This is a genomic window from Fontibacillus panacisegetis (assembly GCF_900102215.1).
Classification (GTDB): domain Bacteria; phylum Bacillota; class Bacilli; order Paenibacillales; family Paenibacillaceae; genus Fontibacillus; species Fontibacillus panacisegetis.
Map to the genome: position 1 here is coordinate 93,773 of NZ_FNBG01000003.1, position 19,419 is coordinate 113,191.

General features: G+C 40.7%; 19 protein-coding genes. 3 read left to right on the forward strand and 16 right to left on the reverse strand.

Going from position 1 to position 19,419, the window contains the following annotated elements; translation table 11 throughout:
- Positions 1–224 precede the first annotated feature (224 nt).
- From BLS49_RS04430 to pdhA, 6 genes are all read right to left on the reverse strand, one after another.
- Positions 225–1,190, reverse strand: a complete 966-nt coding sequence (locus BLS49_RS04430) for a hypothetical protein (RefSeq protein WP_175471308.1) — start codon at positions 1,188–1,190, stop codon at positions 225–227.
- 14 nt (positions 1,191–1,204) lie between these two features.
- Positions 1,205–1,663 carry an aminoacyl-tRNA deacylase gene (locus BLS49_RS04435; protein WP_091227056.1) on the reverse strand — a complete coding sequence of 153 codons (459 nt, stop codon included), beginning with the start codon at positions 1,661–1,663 and terminating at the stop codon, positions 1,205–1,207.
- A 676-nt stretch (positions 1,664–2,339) separates the two neighbouring features.
- Entirely contained in the window at positions 2,340–3,746 is a 1,407-nt protein-coding gene (gene lpdA, locus BLS49_RS04445; protein ID WP_091227059.1) for a dihydrolipoyl dehydrogenase, read from the reverse strand.
- A gap of 4 nt (positions 3,747–3,750) precedes the next feature.
- Positions 3,751–5,034 carry a dihydrolipoamide acetyltransferase family protein gene (locus BLS49_RS04450; RefSeq protein ID WP_091227061.1) on the reverse strand — a complete coding sequence of 428 codons (1,284 nt, stop codon included), beginning with the start codon at positions 5,032–5,034 and terminating at the stop codon, positions 3,751–3,753.
- Positions 5,035–5,078: 44 nt separating this feature from the next.
- Complete coding sequence (locus BLS49_RS04455; protein ID WP_091227063.1) at positions 5,079–6,056, reverse strand: alpha-ketoacid dehydrogenase subunit beta; 978 nt, start codon at positions 6,054–6,056, stop codon at positions 5,079–5,081.
- Between the two features lie 53 nt (positions 6,057–6,109).
- On the reverse strand, positions 6,110–7,183 hold the full coding sequence (gene pdhA / locus BLS49_RS04460) for a pyruvate dehydrogenase (acetyl-transferring) E1 component subunit alpha (RefSeq protein WP_091227064.1): 1,074 nt from the start codon (positions 7,181–7,183) through the stop codon (positions 6,110–6,112).
- A 264-nt stretch (positions 7,184–7,447) separates the two neighbouring features.
- Between pdhA and BLS49_RS04465 the strand changes: the two genes are divergently transcribed.
- The gene (locus BLS49_RS04465; protein WP_091227066.1) at positions 7,448–8,176 is read left to right on the forward strand and encodes an alpha/beta hydrolase; all 729 of its coding nucleotides are present in this window, start codon (positions 7,448–7,450) and stop codon (positions 8,174–8,176) included.
- Positions 8,177–8,278: 102 nt separating this feature from the next.
- Here BLS49_RS04465 and BLS49_RS04470 read toward each other — a convergent pair whose 3' ends face one another.
- The gene (locus BLS49_RS04470) at positions 8,279–8,920 is read right to left on the reverse strand and encodes a trimeric intracellular cation channel family protein (protein ID WP_091227068.1); all 642 of its coding nucleotides are present in this window, start codon (positions 8,918–8,920) and stop codon (positions 8,279–8,281) included.
- A gap of 172 nt (positions 8,921–9,092) precedes the next feature.
- Between BLS49_RS04470 and BLS49_RS04475 the strand changes: the two genes are divergently transcribed.
- Both BLS49_RS04475 and BLS49_RS04480 read left to right on the forward strand, forming a co-directional pair.
- Positions 9,093–9,737 (forward strand): thiamine diphosphokinase, encoded by a 645-nt coding sequence (locus BLS49_RS04475; protein WP_091227069.1) that lies wholly within the window; start codon positions 9,093–9,095, stop codon positions 9,735–9,737.
- A gap of 270 nt (positions 9,738–10,007) precedes the next feature.
- Positions 10,008–10,517, forward strand: coding sequence for a C40 family peptidase (locus BLS49_RS04480; protein WP_091227071.1), 510 nt, complete (start codon positions 10,008–10,010; stop codon positions 10,515–10,517).
- Between the two features lie 87 nt (positions 10,518–10,604).
- Here BLS49_RS04480 and BLS49_RS04485 read toward each other — a convergent pair whose 3' ends face one another.
- The 9 genes from BLS49_RS04485 to BLS49_RS04525 all read right to left on the reverse strand — a co-directional run bounded on the left by BLS49_RS04485 (position 10,605) and on the right by BLS49_RS04525 (position 19,407).
- Entirely contained in the window at positions 10,605–11,282 is a 678-nt protein-coding gene (locus BLS49_RS04485; RefSeq protein WP_091227073.1) for a response regulator transcription factor, read from the reverse strand.
- 130 nt (positions 11,283–11,412) lie between these two features.
- Positions 11,413–12,411, reverse strand: coding sequence for a hypothetical protein (locus tag BLS49_RS04490; RefSeq protein WP_091227074.1), 999 nt, complete (start codon positions 12,409–12,411; stop codon positions 11,413–11,415).
- Positions 12,398–12,964 carry a hypothetical protein gene (locus BLS49_RS04495; RefSeq protein ID WP_091227076.1) on the reverse strand — a complete coding sequence of 189 codons (567 nt, stop codon included), beginning with the start codon at positions 12,962–12,964 and terminating at the stop codon, positions 12,398–12,400. The genes BLS49_RS04490 and BLS49_RS04495 overlap by 14 nt, the downstream gene beginning before the upstream one ends.
- A gap of 11 nt (positions 12,965–12,975) precedes the next feature.
- Positions 12,976–13,320: a hypothetical protein gene (locus BLS49_RS04500; RefSeq protein WP_091227078.1), complete on the reverse strand. Its 345-nt coding sequence runs from the start codon at positions 13,318–13,320 to the stop codon at positions 12,976–12,978.
- Between the two features lie 112 nt (positions 13,321–13,432).
- Positions 13,433–13,924 carry an ABC transporter permease gene (locus BLS49_RS04505; protein ID WP_091227079.1) on the reverse strand — a complete coding sequence of 164 codons (492 nt, stop codon included), beginning with the start codon at positions 13,922–13,924 and terminating at the stop codon, positions 13,433–13,435.
- Positions 13,925–13,967: 43 nt separating this feature from the next.
- Positions 13,968–15,806 (reverse strand): hypothetical protein, encoded by a 1,839-nt coding sequence (locus BLS49_RS04510; protein WP_245742268.1) that lies wholly within the window; start codon positions 15,804–15,806, stop codon positions 13,968–13,970.
- 232 nt (positions 15,807–16,038) lie between these two features.
- A complete protein-coding gene (locus tag BLS49_RS04515) occupies positions 16,039–17,811 on the reverse strand; it encodes a P-loop NTPase family protein (protein WP_091227313.1) in 1,773 nt (590 codons plus the stop codon).
- 25 nt (positions 17,812–17,836) lie between these two features.
- Entirely contained in the window at positions 17,837–18,736 is a 900-nt protein-coding gene (locus BLS49_RS04520) for a hypothetical protein (RefSeq protein ID WP_091227082.1), read from the reverse strand.
- Positions 18,733–19,407, reverse strand: coding sequence for a hypothetical protein (locus BLS49_RS04525; RefSeq protein WP_091227084.1), 675 nt, complete (start codon positions 19,405–19,407; stop codon positions 18,733–18,735). The genes BLS49_RS04520 and BLS49_RS04525 overlap by 4 nt, the downstream gene beginning before the upstream one ends.
- Positions 19,408–19,419: the final 12 nt, after the last annotated feature.

A 19,419-nucleotide genomic window follows, 5' to 3' on the forward strand; every position in this document is an offset into this window, starting at 1 on the left:
AAAGGAGATTTTTTCCTCTACTTTGTTCGATCTGCAATCCTCTGTCTTCTCACGAATAAGCTAGCTATACTATTTTGCTAAAGCGCCATTTGGAAATTTGGAAATCTTATTTTCATTCGTTGTTTTTGCATGCTATTCCTGATATCTTGCCTTTCCACTGCTAAAGAGAGCGTCCCTCAAAGTTATCTTAGATAACTTTTGGGACGACCTCTTTCTCTTACTCTTTATTTATAGGACTCTTGAATATATAAATCCGCTTCGTTCCTTCCACCTTCTTGAGTGAATTCATAATCTTCGGCATGAATGCCTTTATAGTAGTATCTTTCAAAATACACAGCAAAACAAGCAAGAACAACAAATATGCCCATTTTAGATATAAGCACTGGTACAGGAAGCTCTATTCCAGCTAACAGTTGAAATAATGTTTGTATCGGAAGCATAATACCAATAATACTACAGAGCCGCAGCAGTACAGTTAGTATGATGTCGCCCAGCCCATTTTTTCTTTTTAGCAAATACAAACATAACAGCATCAATGGACTGATAATTCCTATATCGAGGACATACGTAATTTCTGTCGTATATACTTCTATCAATTCTAAAGAACGATGGTTAAGTAGCGAAGAAATAATATCAGGTAGCCATGCTACAAATAAAGCAATTCCTGAACATACTAAAAATATAGATATTCCTTTAGTTGGCAAAATAGATGTATGTATGTCTCGCAGCTTCTTTTCATCAATTCCTCTCACAAGACAAATAAAAGCAAAAAATGAACATCCAAATAGAGCAATATAGAGTAAATGAAATGAATTATATGTAACACCAAATGCAATACTAGTTGCATAATATAGCACGGTTCCCATCAATGCAGTTAGTTTTAGTTTTGTTGTAATAGTTCTTTTCTTTATGTTCTGGATAAAAGAGATTGTTAAGAGGGGGACGACTAAAATAAGCATTGTAGCATCACTGCCGATAAATATCGGTGCTTTAAAAAACGAATCATATTTATAAATCCCGTTACCAAATATCTTTATACTGTCACCATATTGATTTGTTACATAATATCCTTTCTCCGTTGAAAAGGAGAATACTCCGGACATAGTTACAATGATCAGTAGAACGATACAGGAAACAATTAAAAGATCGACATCTTTGAAATTCTCAGAGCTCTTCCATTTTACAGTCATTGTTAACCTCTCTCTCAATCAATAAATGCGACTACTTTATTTAATTCCTCCACATTTTCCGGTGAAATTTTCAGGGTAGTTTGTTGGATTCCTGTTCCACCATAAACATGAGTGAAACGAAAAAGCCGTTTATCCAAAATGGTTGGAATGTCAGGATTTATGAGTGACACATTGCCAATTTTACATCCTGTGATTTGCTCAACTTCTTTTGGTGTGGCTAATCTTACGATATCAAACTGAAGATCATTAATGAGTTCATCAAAGTTAACTTTGTCTCGATCTCCTGAAATAATTAGTGCAAAATAGTCGCTCAATCCACCTTTTTCCGTATACAAAATCAGAGTAGGTGCTGTTTGACCAGGATCGATCCCGAAATATTCAGCCCCTTCCTTGGCAGTCTTAATCTGCAAATCATGAGAAATGAATTCATAGTCAATACCTCTTATCTCCAATAAATCTTTAAGGGTCTCCATACTTCCTCCTAAGGTTGATATGGCGGTGGGTCCATCACTTTGAACCTGCCATCCATTTTTTTAACTGTATAATTAAATTTACTATTGCGTGTCTCTGTGTCACCAACGTCAAACTGTGATCCATCTTCTCTTTTGAATGTTATCGTATAAACGATTTCGTCATCACTAATAACCTCTTTGCCTACAATTGAGTATGCAACTGATGACTCTGATTTAACGTATCTTGAAATGACAGATATAGTACTTCAAATATAGTTGTTATCTCCCCGCCATTCACCATTTTATTCCAGTTCCGCGCATTATGTAATAAGAAAGTGGCCCAGAAAGCATCCCACGCTGTTGTATCGTCTTGAAATAAGCCATAGGTTTGACATGTTTTTTGCATAGAATCCAATTCACAAAGATCATAATTCAATAATGTGTTATCAATATCAAAAATAAGTGTAGTATACATGTCGCTCACACACCCTAACATTTTCAATTTATTTTATGCACACATTGTAACAGATTCATACTGATTCACAATATTATATACATCCTAACGACACTGAATTTTCAACAGCAAGCAAAAAAAGAGGCAAGACCATAAAGGTCTTGCCCAAAATATATGCTTAGGAGATCCCGTCAAATGAGAGAAACGGGATGTTGCAAATTCAGAGATCAGAACTCACGGAAATTACATATGAATTGGATGACCTTCAACCAATTCAGCAGTTTCCATTACGATTTCACCTAGAGTTGGGTGAGCATGAACCGTAAGGGAGATATCTTCAAGCGTAGCACCCATTTCAATCGCAAGACCAAGCTCTGCGATCAAGTTGGAAGCTTCAAGACCTACGATTTGTGCGCCAATAACAACATTGTTGTCAGCATTAGCGACGAGCTTGATAAATCCTTCCGAATGATTCAAGGAAACAGCACGGCCATTACCCGCAAATGGGAATTTACCGCTCTTCACGTTAATGCCTTTTTCTTTTGCTTCTTTCTCCGTGTAACCAACACTGGAGATTTCAGGATCAGTGAAGCAAACAGCAGGCATACCTTTGTAATCAACAACTGAAGGCAATCCTGCGATAGCTTCAGCTGCTACTTTACCTTCGTAAGAAGCTTTATGAGCTAGTGCAAGACCAGGAACGATGTCCCCGATTGCGAAGATTTTAGGATTGCTAGTACGTCCTTGGTGATCGACAACGACCATACCGCGATCAGTTAATTCTACACCAGCAAGGTCTAATCCAAGCTCACCATCAGTGTTAGGGCGACGACCAACCGTTACAAGCAAATAGTCAGCAGTAACTTCTTTATTCTCACCATTAACGGAGTATTTAACTGTTACGTTCTTGTCCGTTTGCTCAGCACTTTCTGCTTTTGCATTCGTAACAATTTCAACGCCTGTTTTTTCCATGTTTTTCGCAACTAGGCGAGTAATTTCCTTGTCAAAACCTGCAAGGATTGAATCCATACCTTCGATGATTGTTACTTTAGTACCGAATTTGGAGAACATTTGACCAAGCTCAGCACCGATGTATCCACCACCGATTACGATCAGGCTGCCAGGGATTTCATCCAATTGCAGAGCTTCTGTGGACGACAGGATACGACCAGTGAATGGGAAAGGCTTCAATTCAATTGGACGGGAGCCAGTTGCAAGAATGCAATGTTTGAAACGGTAACGTGGTGATTCATGATCATTGAACAAACGAGCTTCACTTTCGTTGATGAACATGACTTCGCCATTGAAAACTTCGATTTTGTTCTTTTTCATGAGACCGCCAACACCGCGTGTCATTTGGCTAACTACACCATTTTTGAACTCTTGCGTTTTCTTGAAGTCCACTTTAACGCCTTCAGTTGTAATACCAAAAGCATCAGGATGTTTCGCCGTTTCATAAGCATGAGCTGCAGAGATCAGAGCCTTGGAAGGAATACAACCACGGTTCAAACAAACACCGCCAAGCTCGGATTTATCAGCGATAACTACTTTTTGACCCAGTTGGGCAGCGCGAATGGCTGCCACATATCCACCAGGACCTGCTCCAACGACTAGTGTGTCAATATCTATAGATGCGTCTCCTACTACCATGTTATTATACCTCCATTACGAGCAACTCAGGGTTACCAAGAAGCTGTTTAATATAGTTCATGAAGTTTTGAGCTGTTGCTCCGTCGATCAGACGATGGTCGAAGCTCAGTGACAATGCCATAACTGGAGCTACTACAACTTCACCATTCTTAACTACCGGTTTTTCACTGATACGGCCAGTTCCGAGAATAGCCACTTCAGGATAGTTGATAATTGGAGTAAAGAACATGCCGCCAGCGGAGCCGATGTTGGAGATAGAAATTGTGCTGCCTTTCATTTCAGCTGCAGACAATTTACCTTCACGGCCACGGAGTGCCAAATCAGAAATAGCTTCAGCAATCATCCAGATGCTCTTACGGTCAGCATCTTTGATAACAGGAACGATCAGACCATTGTCTGTATCCGTTGCAATACCGATATCGTAATGTTTCTTGTAAACAATTTCGTTATTTACTTCATCAATGGAAGCGTTAAGCGCCGGGAATTTACGGGAAGCTGCAACGAGAGCTTTCACGATGAACGGCAGGTAAGTAACCTTGATGCCTTTTTTCTCAGCGACTGGTTTCATACGTTTACGGAAATCAACGAGGTCTGTTACGTCAACTTCGTCCATGATCGTAACGTGTGGAGCTGTGTAAGCTGATTTAACCATAGCATTAGAAATCGCTTTACGGATACCTTTGAACGGTACGCGTTCTTCGTCCCCACCAACAGGGATTGCAGTAGGTGCAGATGCTGCCGGACTTGCTGCAGGCGCTTCAGCGCTAGCTGCCGGTGCAGGCGCTGCGGCTGCTCCACCGTTTTTGAAAGCTTCAACATCTTCACGAGTGATTTTACCAGCATTACCTGTTCCGGTTACTTGAGCAATGTCGATGCCTTGTTCACGAGCAAATTTACGAACACTTGGAGTTGCCAGAACTTCACGATCAGGAGCTGCAGGTGCTGCGGCTGCTTCGCTGCTTGCTGCCGGAGAGGAAGTTGTGTCTGCTCCACCTTGTGCTGCTTCAGCTTCTGGTTCATGAGCTCCTTCTTGCTCAGGAATGTCGCCTTCAGCGTCGATAACTGCAACAACTTGACCTACACGGAAGATAGCGCCGTCAGTACCGAACACCTCTTGTACTGTACCGTTAACCGGACATGGAACTTCAACGACCGCTTTGTCGTTTTGTACTTCCATTACGATATCTTCGTCTGTTACTTTGTCGCCGACTTTGATGTGCATTTTAATAATTTCGCCTTCATGCAATCCTTCGCCAAGCTCTGGGAATCGATATTCAAATTTTGCCACCTGGATGACCTCCTGTTTTTATTCAATAGGTTTGAAAAGCTAGATTAGAATTCAAGAACTTTCTTAACTCCGTCCACAATACGTGCTGGTGTAGGGAGCCATTGATCTTCGATTTGTGCAAATGGATAAATTGTATCAGGTGCAGACACACGAAGCACTGGAGCTTCCAAGTGCAGAAGAGCTTTTTCGTTGATTTGAGCGATGATTTCAGCAGCCAAACCAGCGGATTTTTGAGCTTCTTGAACTACAATTGCACGATTTGTTTTCTTAACAGAAGCAACAATTGTATCGATGTCGAGAGGTACTAGTGTACGCAAGTCAATAACTTCAGCTTTGATTCCGCTCTTCTCAAGCTCATCAGCAGCTTTAACAGCTGTATGAACCATCAAACCATATGCAAGGATGGTTACGTCGGAACCTTCACGAACCACGTTAGCTTTGCCAAGCTCAACTGTGTATTCACCATCTGGAACATCAGCACGGAATGCATGGTACAAGTTCAAATGCTCCATAAAGAACACTGGGTCATTATCACGAATTGCGGAGATCAAAAGACCTTTCGCATCATAAGGGTTTGAAGGAATTACAAGCTTGATACCTGGAGTTTGAGCAATCAAACCTTCCAGTGAGTCAGTATGAAGCTCTGCAGCCTTTACACCACCACCAAAAGGTGTACGGAATACGATTGGTGCATTATAGCGTCCACCGGAACGGTAACGCAGACGAGCAGCTTGAATCAGAATTTGATCCAATGCTTCAAAAATAAAACCAACAAATTGAATTTCAGCAATCGGACGGAATCCTTGAATACCAAGACCAAATGCCAAGCCACCAATGGCGGATTCTGCCAGAGGTGTATCAAATACACGCTCCTCGCCGAAATCTTTTTGCAAGCCTTCTGTTACACGGAATACACCACCAACATGTCCTACGTCTTCCCCGAAAATTACAACGTTCGGATCACGACTCAACTCTACGCGCATCGCATCGCGAATTGCTTCTTTCATATTCATTTGTGCCATTGCTTCATACTCCTCCTCATTAGAACTGAACAGTCAGATATAAGACTTATGAATTATTTAAAATCGGCTTTTTGCTCTTCCAAATGCTTAGGCGTAGTTTCGAACATACTGTCGATCAAGCCTGAAACAGTCATTTTTTCAGTTTGCTCTGCTTTTTTGATTTGTTCGTTAACTTTTGCTTTTGCTTCTTCTTTTACACGAGCTGTATCTTCATCAGTCCAGAGGCCTTTCTTCTCCAGATATTTAGCTAGACGAGCAATTGGATCTTTTTCGTTCCACTCGCCTTCTTCTTCTTTTGTACGATATTTACTTGTATCATCAGACAAGGAATGCGGACGGAAACGATAAGTAACTGCTTCAATCAAAGTAGCGCCTTCACCGTTACGAGCACGTTCAGCAGCCTCTTGAACAGCACTGATTACAGCAAATACGTCCATACCATCAATTTTCACACCGCGAATACCAGCAGCAACTGCTTTGTGAGCAATGGAAAGAGCCGCAGTTTGTTTTGCGAATGGAGTAGTAATCGCATAGCCATTATTTTGCACGAAGAAAATAACCGGCAGGTTGAACGCTCCGGCAAAGTTCATCGCTTCGTAGAAATCACCTTCAGATGAACCGCCGTCTCCAGTATAAGTAATGGCCACTTGTTTTTGTTTCTTCAATTTATAGCCCATCGCAATACCCATGGCATGAAGAACTTGTGCGCCGATAATGATTTGAGGCATAAGTACGTTAACACCTTCTGGAATTTGACCACCATGTTGATGACCACGGGAATACAAGAAGGCTTGGTACAGCGGAAGACCATGCCATACAAGTTGCGGCATATCACGGTAACCTGGGCAAACGAAATCATTTTTATCAAGAGCGAATTCACTACCTACCATAGTAGCTTCTTGTCCGGATACCGGAGCGTAGAAACCAAGACGGCCTTGACGACCCAAGTTAATAGCGCGCTCGTCCCAAGTACGGGTAAATACCATACGGTACATAAGTTCTTTCAATTGATCATCAGATAAGTTTGGAACTTTGTCTTTGTTAACAATTTCACCGTCTGGCGAAAGTACGGTTAAAGCCTCGACTTCTTCCGTATATACTTCATAAGGAATCTTGCTCTTGCTCATTATCTTCACCTCGACAAAATATTTGATGTTTGATTATCATGTTCCTCTGTTATAGAATTATTATACATCTGTTTCACCGCTTAAGTCAAAGAAATTGGGCACGAACGACTATATTTTTTATTTTTGTTTGTATAACAGGTGTATAAAACTTATATAACACAGCCCTATTTTATGACAATGTATGCGATTACTATTACCAAGGATATCTTAACTGAATGGGCGTCCAAAAGCAAAATGACAAAGCCACGAAGGAGCGTTAGTACTATGACAGATTCAAGATATTTAAAAAGAACCATTATAAAAGACGAAATCGATAGCCTGCTTTTAGGCGAAAAACGCAGCTTACGGATCTACCTGCCACCAGGGTATAATGAGATACTGAGCTACCCCGTCGTTTACTGCCAGGATGGCGAAGAGTTTTTTAATTTCGGGCGGATTGCTACTCATGCCAACCAGCTTATATTAGATGATGGAATCGATCCGTTTATTATAGTAGGTGTTGAAGTCAATACCTCAGTGCGCACAGAAGAATATGCTCCTTTCGGCAATCGATTTGAGGCTTATACTTCCTGTTTCACTGAAGAAATTATTCCCTACGTAGAACGTAATTATCCTGTCCGGAGAGAAGCAAGAGAACGTATACTTGCAGGAGACTCCCTTGGGGGCACTGTATCTTTGCATTTAGCTATGAAAAACCCTGAACTGTTTTCCAAAATCATCAGCTTGTCCGGTGCATACTATGAACCCTCTCTGGATATTTTGGCTAAAGAAAATGATCTATCACACCTTTCTCTCTATATGGTCGTGGGACTTCAGGAAGATAATTACACAACAGACACAGGTACGTATAATTTTATTGAATTGAATCGCAAGGCCAGAGCATTACTGGAGGAGCGTGGAGCGAAGGTGAAATACTTCGAAAAGGATGGCAAACATTTATGGGGATTTTGGCAAAATGAGCTCCCAGATGCGTTAATTTATTTTTTAAGCTAGGATAAAGTCATATAAATTAGAAGAACCGCTGTATGATGATGAATTCATCTACAACGGTTCTTCTTTGTGGGTAATTGAGTTATTTAATTGTAAGACAACAATTTATCCACTTTTTGATTCAGTACCAGTACCATATTCCCCGTGATTAAGAGATCTTCTTGGAAGCGTCCATCTATAATGAACAGAAAGCATGCGGAAAAATACCACCAAGACGAATAAAAGAAGCAGCCCTATCGTTGATTTGAAGAAACCAAGACCAATCGCAAGACCTGCTAACATGGCCCAAACAGCGTAGATTTCGTCGCGAAGCACCAAAGGCTTGCGTCCCGCAAGCAGATCGCGGATCATCCCTCCGCCAATCCCTGTCAGTACCGCAGCTACAAGCACAGCACTAATTGGATGCTTCATCTCGTAGGCATACAATGCCCCTTGAATCGCAAATGCCGATAAGCCAATGGCATCAAATAGAGCCTCCGTCTTTTTCCAATGCCGAATCCAGGACATGGGCAGAACAAATGCAACCACAATGGAGAGCACAGCGAGCATGATGAGTTCGCCTTGAGCCCATAGTGTTGTAACAGGAACTCCAATGAGTACGTTACGAATGATCCCTCCACCAAAAGCTGTCACTAGACCAAGAACAAGAACGCCCAAAATGTCGTACTCCTCTTCCATCGCAACAACTGCACCTGACATGGCGAAAGCGATCGTTCCAATAATACTGAAAATATCAAATATGTGCATGTCCCCTTGCTATCCCTGCCCTCTCTTTTATCTCTCCTATATTACAGTGTTCATTGTAGTACTCAGCAGTCGAATTGTGCAAGCATCAAATGTGAATTATACTTAATAGGTATTTATTTCAAATGTGACTTTACTTGTTTCATAGAAAACGACCTCAGAGAGGAAGGTTTACATGACATCAACGAATAGAGTTCTCATCTTTACAGGTGGTCAAATCGATCCTGCATTATTAGATGAAATTCGTCAGGAAGACATCATTATTGGAGCAGATCGTGGAGCGTTATTTCTTATTAAGCATGACATTATCCCTGATATAGCGGTTGGAGATTTTGATTCAGTCACACCAGAAGAAATGGAAGTTATTCGGGCACACAGTAGAGAGCTCATAGCTTGTGATGCCATTAATAAAGATTTAACCGATACTGAGCTAGCTATCGACTTGGCAATCGACAAACAACCTGGCGAAATTGTCATAATCGGTGCTCTTGGCTCAAGACTGGATCATACCCTTTCTAATGTACATATGTTGCTGCGAGCCATGCATCATCAGATAACGGCTTCTATTATGGACCACAACAACTATGTAACATTGACAGGCTCAAGCAGCATTGTACAAAGTCGCGGGTACACTTATGTCTCGCTTCTGCCATTAACACCAGAAGTAACCGGAATTTATCTGGACGGCTTCATGTATCCGCTTGAGGACGCCACCTTAAAGATTGGACAATCACTAGGAATCAGTAATCGTTTGCTGGATACCGAAGGTACGGTTCGTATTGAAAGTGGATTTCTATTAATCATTCAAAGCAAAGATTAATACCAAGTAACATTTTCGTAACTTTTGAAAGCGATATTATATACTTGTCTATACAAAAAACCTTGATCCTTCAAGGTTTTTTGTTTGTTACTATTTCGAATGCTTTCTTATTTCTTAATTTTTTGTAAACTTTAATCATTTTTTAATAATCCCCTTCAAACTCTTGCCCGGCAAGGACTTAAACACCTTTTACCATATTTTATGTGGTTAAAAGTCTGTTATACTTCATTTCGAACCGGTCAACAACTACAAGAACTTTGGAGGTACAACATGAACAAACAAAAATTATTCCAAAAAGTATTGACGGTAGGTATTATCTCATCTATCGGATTCGGCTCCTTCCTTGCAAGCGGCGCTGAAGCTGCACCGGCCCAAACTGCTGAAAGTGTTTCGGTATCAAAAGCTACACAAATCGTAAACTTCGGTGAAAAATATATGGGCACACCTTATAAATTTGGTGCATCGACATCGACTACAGCAGTATTCGATTGTTCATCTTTTATGAAACATATTTTTAAGAAATACGGAGTAACACTCCCAAGAACATCTGTAGCTCAATCTAAAGCGGGTACAGCAGTATCTAAATCGAACCTTAAAAAAGGCGATCTGGTATTCTTCTCTAGCGGCAGCCGTTCAACAGGTAGAAACATTACTCACGTAGCGGTATATATGGGCAATGGTAAAATCCTTCATACGTACGGTAAACCAGGTGTTACAATTTCCAATCTGAATTCCGGAACATGGAAAAAAACTTACGTAAAAGCACGTCGTGTTCTATAATTCATCATTCTTATCTGCGACATACGAGGCTGTCCCATTAAGGTCTTCAGAGATCTTTGGGGCAGCCTTAAGACTATTTTCATAACATTAATTAACCATATACCCTTTTCCACGTACAGTATGAATGAGTTTTTTGGCCTGACCCTTGTCTACCTTGGTTCGTAAATGGCGAATATATACATCAACTACATTCGTTCCCGTCGAGAAGTCATATCCCCACACTTCTTGCAAAATTTCTTCCCTCTCACAAACAATTCCTGCTCGTTTCATAAGATAACGCAAAAGATCAAACTCTTTGGGAGTTAATTTGATAAGCTGATCTCCGCGATACACTTTACGACTCTTCAATTCAAGCTGCAAATCTTCATATTGCAACTCCTTCATGTAACCGTCTGCAAATCTCCAGAAGAGTCGCATTAAGTTGCGAATTCTTGATTCCAATTCGTCAATCGAAATCTCTTCACTTACTACATCATTTGCCCCAGATGTAAATGCAGCAACGGTTAATTCAGTATTTGGAAATTGCTTCATAATCAATATGGGAAAAGGTTGATTCATACCGAGTTGAGTCAACACTTCCAGAGCACTCAAATCAAGCAAATGCTCACTCATCAGGAGCATTTCAGGGCTTTCATGTGAAATTTCCTCAAAAATTCCTTCACTATCCTGAGTCAGAATAACATGAAAGTCTAAACTCTCCAGTAGATTTTGCCATCGTTTCCCTGTGTCTTTGTTTCCATATGCCAACACAATTTTCTCTTTCATGCCCTTGAGCGACCACCTTCCAACTCACTTACTACTTAAGATGGTCAAAATAAAAACAAACCATTCCGCTAAATAACGAATTGGTCTGTTTATATTAACTTTTATTAATTGCTTGGCAATTTATACAAATTTATTTTCGCAACTCAAAATACCCGTTAGCTGCTGCGTCAGCTTTAGATGCGAACACTTCATCGACAGGAAATGGAACATCCATATTACTTCTTAACTGATATTTAATTCCGTTCACAGGATTTTTCCCTCCGACAATTGATTTTGTTTTTACCAGCCTCCCTCCGCCAAATGCATAATTGTTATAATACTGATCTCCTATGGGTACACCTTGCAAAAATACAATCATCCCTACATCATCCAAAGTATTATGCCAGTCCTCTTGAGAAATGATTGGCAACGTAAAAACGTAAGACAATCCTTGTTTTATAGCATATTCATTATGATAATTAATCACATTAGCTAGATCCTGTTCAATACTGCGAACGATCGTAGAACGTCGCACTTCCTCAAATTTACCCACATCCTCTAGCTGAGGTAATGATACAGAAATTGCGGAAACTGATGGTGTAGCAATCTCTTCAAACGTTCCCCTTATTTCCTCTCCTGAAAGTGAATTAATGATCGTAACAAAGTGATCCAAAGTAAACGACATACTATTTCCAAGAGTGTCCCTATAAAGGAATGGTTTTTTCGGTAGCCAACGATGCCCCCAAAGTATACTTCCACTTCCATCATTAGATGTGGTTTCACACAAAGCATACAAATAATAACCATCATAATCGATCACAACAACAGCCGGTATATACCTCATCAATACACTTTTAGCAATAGGATCATCCTCAATACCAAGGTTGATAGCGAGAGTATTTAGCATGGCCTCCAGTCCTTGCTCCTTGTCCACACGCATAAACTTATCGGAGTCATAACCCGATTCGTAATGTTGCATTTCATTAAGGTTAAGAGCTGCTCCACCATCCTGAACTGCTGTTCTAAGAATGGAAGTATACTTGATCTCCAAACTATTCACTTCACGCAGTTGTCCCGATCGCAAGCAGCCTATCCATAGTAAGGGAGCTATTATTAAAACGAAAATGATGGACCAATCAGTAATCTTCATTCAGTACCATCCCCCCATACGTCAATTCTTCATGATCATCGCTATCAAGATTCCCGAACAGAAATAAAGACAATATTGTCAATGGAGTTCTGGATCGCTTGTTCAAAGAAATGCTTACAAAATCACCTGTCTCAAATTTGTATTTACGTGATGAGTGATCAGAATCAAGACCTGTACCTGCTATTGAACCATCGGGATACAGCACCTTTAGTACATCTGAGGTAAAATAGGAATCATATACGACAGTGAAGTCACCCTTAAATGTTGCTTCATTTGCCGGATCATCATATTCGGGATGATATTTTTTACGTTGATGCTCTAGTTGAATATCATACATTATTCCTGATACAGCGACTTGCTTGGAAAAATCCTCATACATCGCCGGGCTGAGGTAACCTTTGTTTCTAACAGCATCGGTAAATTGAACGAGTGTATTATAGGCGGCTAAAGAATTAATATCCTCCTGTCTTTGTGCAGTCTGCACGGCCGGATACATGAATAAAAGAATCACTGCGAGCAAAGCTGCAGTGATTTTGGATAACGCGTTCACCATGCTCTCTCTCCTTAGCTTTTAACGAAAACAATTTTTACTGTATTTCCATTCCTATCCTGCTCAGTAAACGCACGATAAGACGACTCAAGCTCCAGCAGTATGACACCCTCGTCCAGAATAGACTCAACTGTCTGACTCTGAGAATGTGAACCACCTGGATTAATCAAAACATTTCCATCCACAATCACTTCTACGTTATTTTCAAACCAACCTCGTAACCCATACAAAATATGATTACCAGAATACACCACAAAATGATCTGTTGGATCAGGATCAGTTGCAACATCTTCATTTAAACCTTTAAAGTCCGAGATACTTTGCTTCTGAAGCTGGATATGCGGCAATAATTGCTCCATTACTACAGTCTGCTCCCGAGAATTCTCTAGTGCAATGAGTACAGAAGATAGACAGAGTAAGGCAGCACACATAAGCCAAGCCATACTTTTTAAAGTATTTATCATTTTTTTGTTACGGAGTGACGGTCGTTTGGGTGAAAATGAGTCCCCTAACAACGTTCGAGTTGTCTTTGATTACTCTGGCTTTAAATTTACCGCTGGGATTAACGTAGTCATTCAGACTCTCGTTCCATGAATTACTAATATCCGCATAACTATTCCCACTAACTGCTCCATATTGCTCTGCAGTTGACAAATTACTGATGTTAAGTACATTTCCATACCATTGACCAGCATTATTTTTGCCTGTCTTTACCTGTATACCAAACTGTCCACGATCCTTGAATTTACGCAATGCATTTGTTACCTGCGAGCCGCTCACCGTAGTGTCGTCATATACCGTAAATGAAGCTTGTGACAGCTCGGTTTGGATGTCCGAGAAATTGTTCTGAGCGGTTTTGGTTGCTTCCTGTGCGGATACAAAAAGAACAACAACTATCGTAATCAGTGCGATCGTCAAGAAGATACCTGCGGCAACCTTTAATGCGGATGAAGCATTATTCATATTTCAATTCCTCCATATCAATTAAATTGTGACTTTCATCAAGTTAAAGATTTTGTATTTGATCAAAATAGAAATCCATCTGCTTGAAGCTCATCCAGATTAATGGGATTACGAGATATGCAAAGACAAGACAATACATTGGTGTAAATCCGATCATGCGACCTAAATTCGACTTAACGTCTAATGATTTCTCGTAATCAATTCTTCGTTGTTCAAAATGGTATGCCATTTCGCTATCAAGATCATCAAAGGCCTGAGCAACTGTAATTTTTTCATTAGCAAGCAGGAGCTTGTCCACTATATTTTTAAATTCTTCCAATGCCACTTCATCCTTCAGTTGCTTAAGTGCTTCCTCCCCACCATGACCAAAGTGAAGCAAGCATTTCTGAATTGGAACTTTAAAAATAACAGCGTATGTATGAATCCACTCCAAGATTTCCTCTACAGAAATTCTCTCAAGCTCTCGCAATACAGCTATGACCGTTTGATACTGGTATACTTCATGCTTCATATCCATAAGCCGTATTTTTTTCTGGAACATAAGCACCCATACAGGTATTTGATAGCCCATTACTCCTGCCAATAATGAAAGTAAAACTTCCCACCACTTTACATACTCATTATTCCAGCGATCCAGCTTACTCATCACACGAAGTACAGCACCCTTAATTTGCTCTTTGGTGAGTCGTTTTTGATTCTCAGTCATTGCATAATTAGCAGCCTTGGTCACTTCTTCATTAGTCGAACGATCAGACATCCCGAGTTCCTTCATAATCTCTGTATCCATGGTTGCATCTTCTTTGGCGATAACGGCATCCTCATCAGACAACGTGCCAAAGAAGGTATAGCTTGCTGGCGGTTCATTCATGATCCAGACTCGACTCTGCAAATGCAAGACCGTACATAAACTAATCGTAAATAATACAGATGCAAGAAACATTACAAGACGTCGTATTTGTAGCCATTCAAACAAAATCGTTTGATTACTATCTCTAAGCAGATTACGAATTCTATCATAACTGGCAGATGCAGGTTTCGGAGAGAAATAATATACTGCTTTACGTACAATCAACCACTTATAAACTTTTGATTCCCACCGAATCTTTTGCAGATCTACCCTGTAACTGGTCTCTTCTTCTCCTTTCAGCTTTTGCAGCAAAATGTAACAGAACAGAATAATGACGAACAATCCAATCTTTACGACCATTCCCGCCTTACTTAAATAAAACTGATCCATCAACGGAAAATTATGTCTGGCCCATACTTCAACTGGCTTTGCAAAAAATATAGGTATTAGTGCAATGAAGTTCAGTCCTTTAAGTAAATAATCCAGCTTGGTACGCCTTAATAAATCCAGTTGAATTTCTCCTGTCAGACTTGCAATCCCTCGTAAATAAAGTGACCCGCGTTCCTTGCTTTTACGATCTCCAAATTCCATAACGAGCCTGGATATGCCAGCAAACGCCTTGAGAAATCGGTTAGGTGCTGTTTCATAATACTTTTCCAAGGCTTCATCAGGTGTTGTGTCTGTCAATGCCTCGTGGATTCGATATGCATGACGACTCATTTCCTCACCCGCGGTCTCCCCGGCTTCATCAATTGCGTCAGCAATCATGCCGTGTCTATGATAGGCATGCCGAATGGCGGACATAGATTGCAGCATTTGCTTAAGCAGCTTGTGCTCAACACGATTGACATAACCCTCAAGAAGCAAACCATGAATGACAACAGCAGTTAGTAATAAAGTCATCAGGAACATCACGCTAGGATTTAAAATGACGAGTATCGCTATGACTGCTCCAAATGAACACACTAGTATGTACGATACTTTCATCGTTTGTCGTCTCAGCCTAAATTCGTCATACAAATGCAGTATCGCCAACCTGCTTCGTACCTTCATGAGATAGTAGCGCGATATTGAAATTTTTATAAATATTGCATAGGATCTCAGTAAAAATGATGAAATCCATTTCTTGATTTCGGAGCGTATATGTTGTGGTGAAGCTTCATAACCATAGCTCAATCGTTCATTTCGTTGATCAAGCTTACGACTGATACAATAAAGTACACCACAACACAAAAGTGAACATCCAAATACCCATATCAAGATTGAGCTAAGCGACAATGGATTCCCCCCAGTATGCATCCACAAACAACTGGAATTGATCAGCATCTTCCGAAGTCATTTCTCTGGCCATTTCGCGCTGTGACTGTATCGTAATGGGGTTAACTGGTACATAACTACCATTCCTATATTCAACAATAACGTTCTCCGTATACCTGCACTTGGAGCCGATATCTCCATCCAATCGACAACACTCTGTAATCCGTTCAATGTATCGATTCCCTTGAGCATCACGACACAAATGCACATCAAAATCGATAATCCCGGCAACCTGAAGCTCGGCAATCACCTCATCCCTGAACACACCTGCTTTCAAAAGAGAATTACGCAGCGATTCAATCAGATCGCGAAATGTCTTCGCATGATGAGTGAACAGTGTGAACAAGCTGGCTACCTGAGACATTTGAATCATCCATGCCGCCACTTCATCAGTGGCTACTTCTCCGAGAATGTTGACAGTTCCGTCGGTCTTTTTCTGAAGATCCAGACCCGCCTGCCCTGATACGTATTCCGTCTCCCTAAAGCTCAAAATATTTCTGGAGCTGTACATTTTCCGTAAATTCAGCTCAAAAGACATCTCTTGTACACGTAGGGTGTAAGAAGCATTAATGTGCTTGACCAAAGCCATAAGCAGCGTAGTTTTTCCTGATCCCTGTGAGCCGGTTATCGCTGTAATACGACATCCCTTCATCATATATTTGAGCAGTTGAATCGGCAGCGATGCATTCCCCCCTTGGATTAAATGTTCTAGAACTGCAGACTTCACATCAAATTTGCGAACAAAAAACGCCCATGTTTCCGAAAAAGGAGGCCTGACAACTACAACCCTGGAGCCGTCTTTCATTTCATTGACTTTATATCCATTAGCTTCTGACAATTGTCCCGGATAATTGTATTTATAAATGTTTTGGCATACTCTTTTTAACTCAGCTTCACTGCCGAATGACAAAAACGATAGATGAATACTTTTTCCTTGATAAAAAATCCAGACACTATCCCAGGTTCGTGATCTCTCCATACCATCTTCATCCAGAGAGTTATCCTGTTGATTCCATCCAGTCCCTGTTAACCCGCTAACACCGCCGCTTACACCATCAATACGCTGCTCGCGAATTATATCAATCACTGAATAACCTTTAAAAGATTGATAGATTCGTTGTACGATAATGTCCAGTTTCTCTTGAAACGATAACATCCGATATTCTCGGTAAAAAACTGCATCAATATCTTCATCAGAGATTTCGTATTTTGGTGAACTGTCCTGATCTCCATCATCCATTGTCTTAAGTACATCTAGCTGATACTCTGCAATGATTTGGCTCAACGCATCCTCTCCATACCTGAGACCATACAAATACATAAGTATTTCAAATCGATCCTGAACAGTTAAACGACTACGATCATGAAAAGGAATCACCTGATCCACATGATTTTCGCTAAAGCCATAAGAACTGACTAGTAAATCCCTGATATACGATTTGACAAACCGCTTGTCATCAATATCTCCGAAGGTACAGCCTCGCAAAGCCTGTCTTAGCTCTGTACGTGCTTTGACTTTACGCAGCCAGACCTCCTCACTCATCCCCCAGTTGTTGCTTGTATTGCGGCTTAATTCATGCAAGCTGTTCTTCACGAAAATAATCATTTCGGCTAAGGAATAACGATCCTGGCTACGAGCATGAACACCTCCATAGCTGCTCGTATTTCTGACTCTCCACCATACGTAAAACAAACCTATAACAATAATTAGAATAATTCCCATTCCGTTCGCTATTGTCCCCAAGCACTCAAGCCCCCTTGACACCACTCGAACATGAATCACGATTAGTAAGGTTAGGAGTTTGCCCAATCATACTGAGCAATGCCTCTGATAACTCCAACAATCCGAATAATAAAGAATCGCGTTTTCGACCATGATTTGACAAAAGTAAATTTCTTCTAAAAAAACGAACGATGTCCTTGTCATTCCACGCATCCTTAAATTCGGTATCACTCGCCACTCCATAAACAGGAACCTTAAAATCATACTTGCGCCTGATATTGTTAATACTCCATTTGGAATTGTTATCATAATTTGCGATCACGATAGCGTTATAATTCATTCGATGATCTTCAAGGGATCGCCTATAAGCCTGTTCAAAATCAGACCTCTTCTGCTCTAAAATCATAATGTTTATTTCATTCTCCCGATCTATATCGTTAATGATCAACGATTGCGAACATGGACACATGATCAAGCTGCTGCATTTGTTACAAACAGATTGATTTCGTATCACAATGTCATATACACCCTCTGCCACTGTATACAATGACTTCATGGAACTTTTAAGCATCCCTGAAGGGACACCGCCTTGATGCGGGAGAATTCTACCTGAAGCTAAATCCAGACGTCCCGGAATGACCGGATAAGTGTAATCCGTTATATTGTGGTTATTCAACTTTTGATTAGAGGATAAACGCAAGAGAGAGTCTACACCATGTTCAGGCAACTGCAACGCAGCCTGACTCGTTGCTTGCTCAACCAACAACATCTTAGGAATATTAAATCCATACTCGATTCCTGATTCAGCACATTGTTCATTAACTAGTAGAACCTGATGCTGAAATTTCAGAGCGATGCTCAGTCCCACCGCTGCAGCCAACTCACCAGAGATTCCATTGCCGCTATCACTAAATACAATTCTCATGCCCGTCTCCTTTCAACGACACGCAGCGCTCTTCTTGTTTCTGCTGTTCCCCATCCAGTAAGTCTTCCCATTAGAAGACGAAGGGCACGTTTGTAAGATCTCGAAATTCCTTGCATCTTAAGCAGCTGCGCATGTTCATTTTCTATCTGAACTGCAACATTTATCTCATTCCACGGAATCCATATTTCAGCGTGGCTCCAATTGACGGGGATATCTTCCATAAAGCTCATAATGTATTCTGAGGTTAAGAAGCTATCTACAGTTCGAACATAGATCGGAAGAACTTCCATATTCGTCAATTGCGGCCATCTTGCCAATAACAGACGGAACCATTCCGCACTGCTCTCTACTTCATACCGATCAAAAGACGTTACCCATACAATTTGATCAGCGGATGCCCACAAATTGTAACCAATATGAAAGGATTCCACATCATATAGAACATAATCATATGCTGCTTGAGTCAAGTCAGGTAATCCGTCAGAAACGTCAAATCCAGAAAATTGCATCAAAGGCAGATGCACAGCAGCACTCCCGATTGTATAGCGGTATTTTCGAAAATCAGTAACATCAACTAATAGAACTCTCTGATAAGAAGTTGACAACAGCTTGCATAAATAAAGAAGCAAATCGCGCTTATCGCTTTTTCCTGCAAAAATCCAAGACTTCACCACGTCATCCCC

Excerpts from the sequence above, each read along its gene's own strand:
- BLS49_RS04430 (WP_175471308.1), bottom strand. The coding sequence starts at position 1,190 with ATGACTGTAAAATGGAAGAGCTCTGAGAATTTCAAAGATGTCGATCTT.
- BLS49_RS04435 (WP_091227056.1), bottom strand. The coding sequence starts at position 1,663 with ATGGAGACCCTTAAAGATTTATTGGAGATAAGAGGTATTGACTATGAA.
- lpdA (WP_091227059.1), bottom strand. The coding sequence starts at position 3,746 with ATGGTAGTAGGAGACGCATCTATAGATATTGACACACTAGTCGTTGGA.
- BLS49_RS04455 (WP_091227063.1), bottom strand. The coding sequence starts at position 6,056 with ATGGCACAAATGAATATGAAAGAAGCAATTCGCGATGCGATGCGCGTA.
- pdhA (WP_091227064.1), bottom strand. The coding sequence starts at position 7,183 with ATGAGCAAGAGCAAGATTCCTTATGAAGTATATACGGAAGAAGTCGAG.
- BLS49_RS04465 (WP_091227066.1), top strand. The coding sequence starts at position 7,448 with ATGACAGATTCAAGATATTTAAAAAGAACCATTATAAAAGACGAAATC.
- BLS49_RS04470 (WP_091227068.1), bottom strand. The coding sequence starts at position 8,920 with ATGCACATATTTGATATTTTCAGTATTATTGGAACGATCGCTTTCGCC.
- BLS49_RS04475 (WP_091227069.1), top strand. The coding sequence starts at position 9,093 with ATGACATCAACGAATAGAGTTCTCATCTTTACAGGTGGTCAAATCGAT.
- BLS49_RS04480 (WP_091227071.1), top strand. The coding sequence starts at position 10,008 with ATGAACAAACAAAAATTATTCCAAAAAGTATTGACGGTAGGTATTATC.
- BLS49_RS04485 (WP_091227073.1), bottom strand. The coding sequence starts at position 11,282 with ATGAAAGAGAAAATTGTGTTGGCATATGGAAACAAAGACACAGGGAAA.
- BLS49_RS04490 (WP_091227074.1), bottom strand. The coding sequence starts at position 12,411 with ATGAAGATTACTGATTGGTCCATCATTTTCGTTTTAATAATAGCTCCC.
- BLS49_RS04495 (WP_091227076.1), bottom strand. The coding sequence starts at position 12,964 with ATGGTGAACGCGTTATCCAAAATCACTGCAGCTTTGCTCGCAGTGATT.
- BLS49_RS04500 (WP_091227078.1), bottom strand. The coding sequence starts at position 13,320 with ATGGAGCAATTATTGCCGCATATCCAGCTTCAGAAGCAAAGTATCTCG.
- BLS49_RS04505 (WP_091227079.1), bottom strand. The coding sequence starts at position 13,924 with ATGAATAATGCTTCATCCGCATTAAAGGTTGCCGCAGGTATCTTCTTG.
- BLS49_RS04515 (WP_091227313.1), bottom strand. The coding sequence starts at position 17,811 with ATGGGAATTATTCTAATTATTGTTATAGGTTTGTTTTACGTATGGTGG.
- BLS49_RS04520 (WP_091227082.1), bottom strand. The coding sequence starts at position 18,736 with ATGAGAATTGTATTTAGTGATAGCGGCAATGGAATCTCTGGTGAGTTG.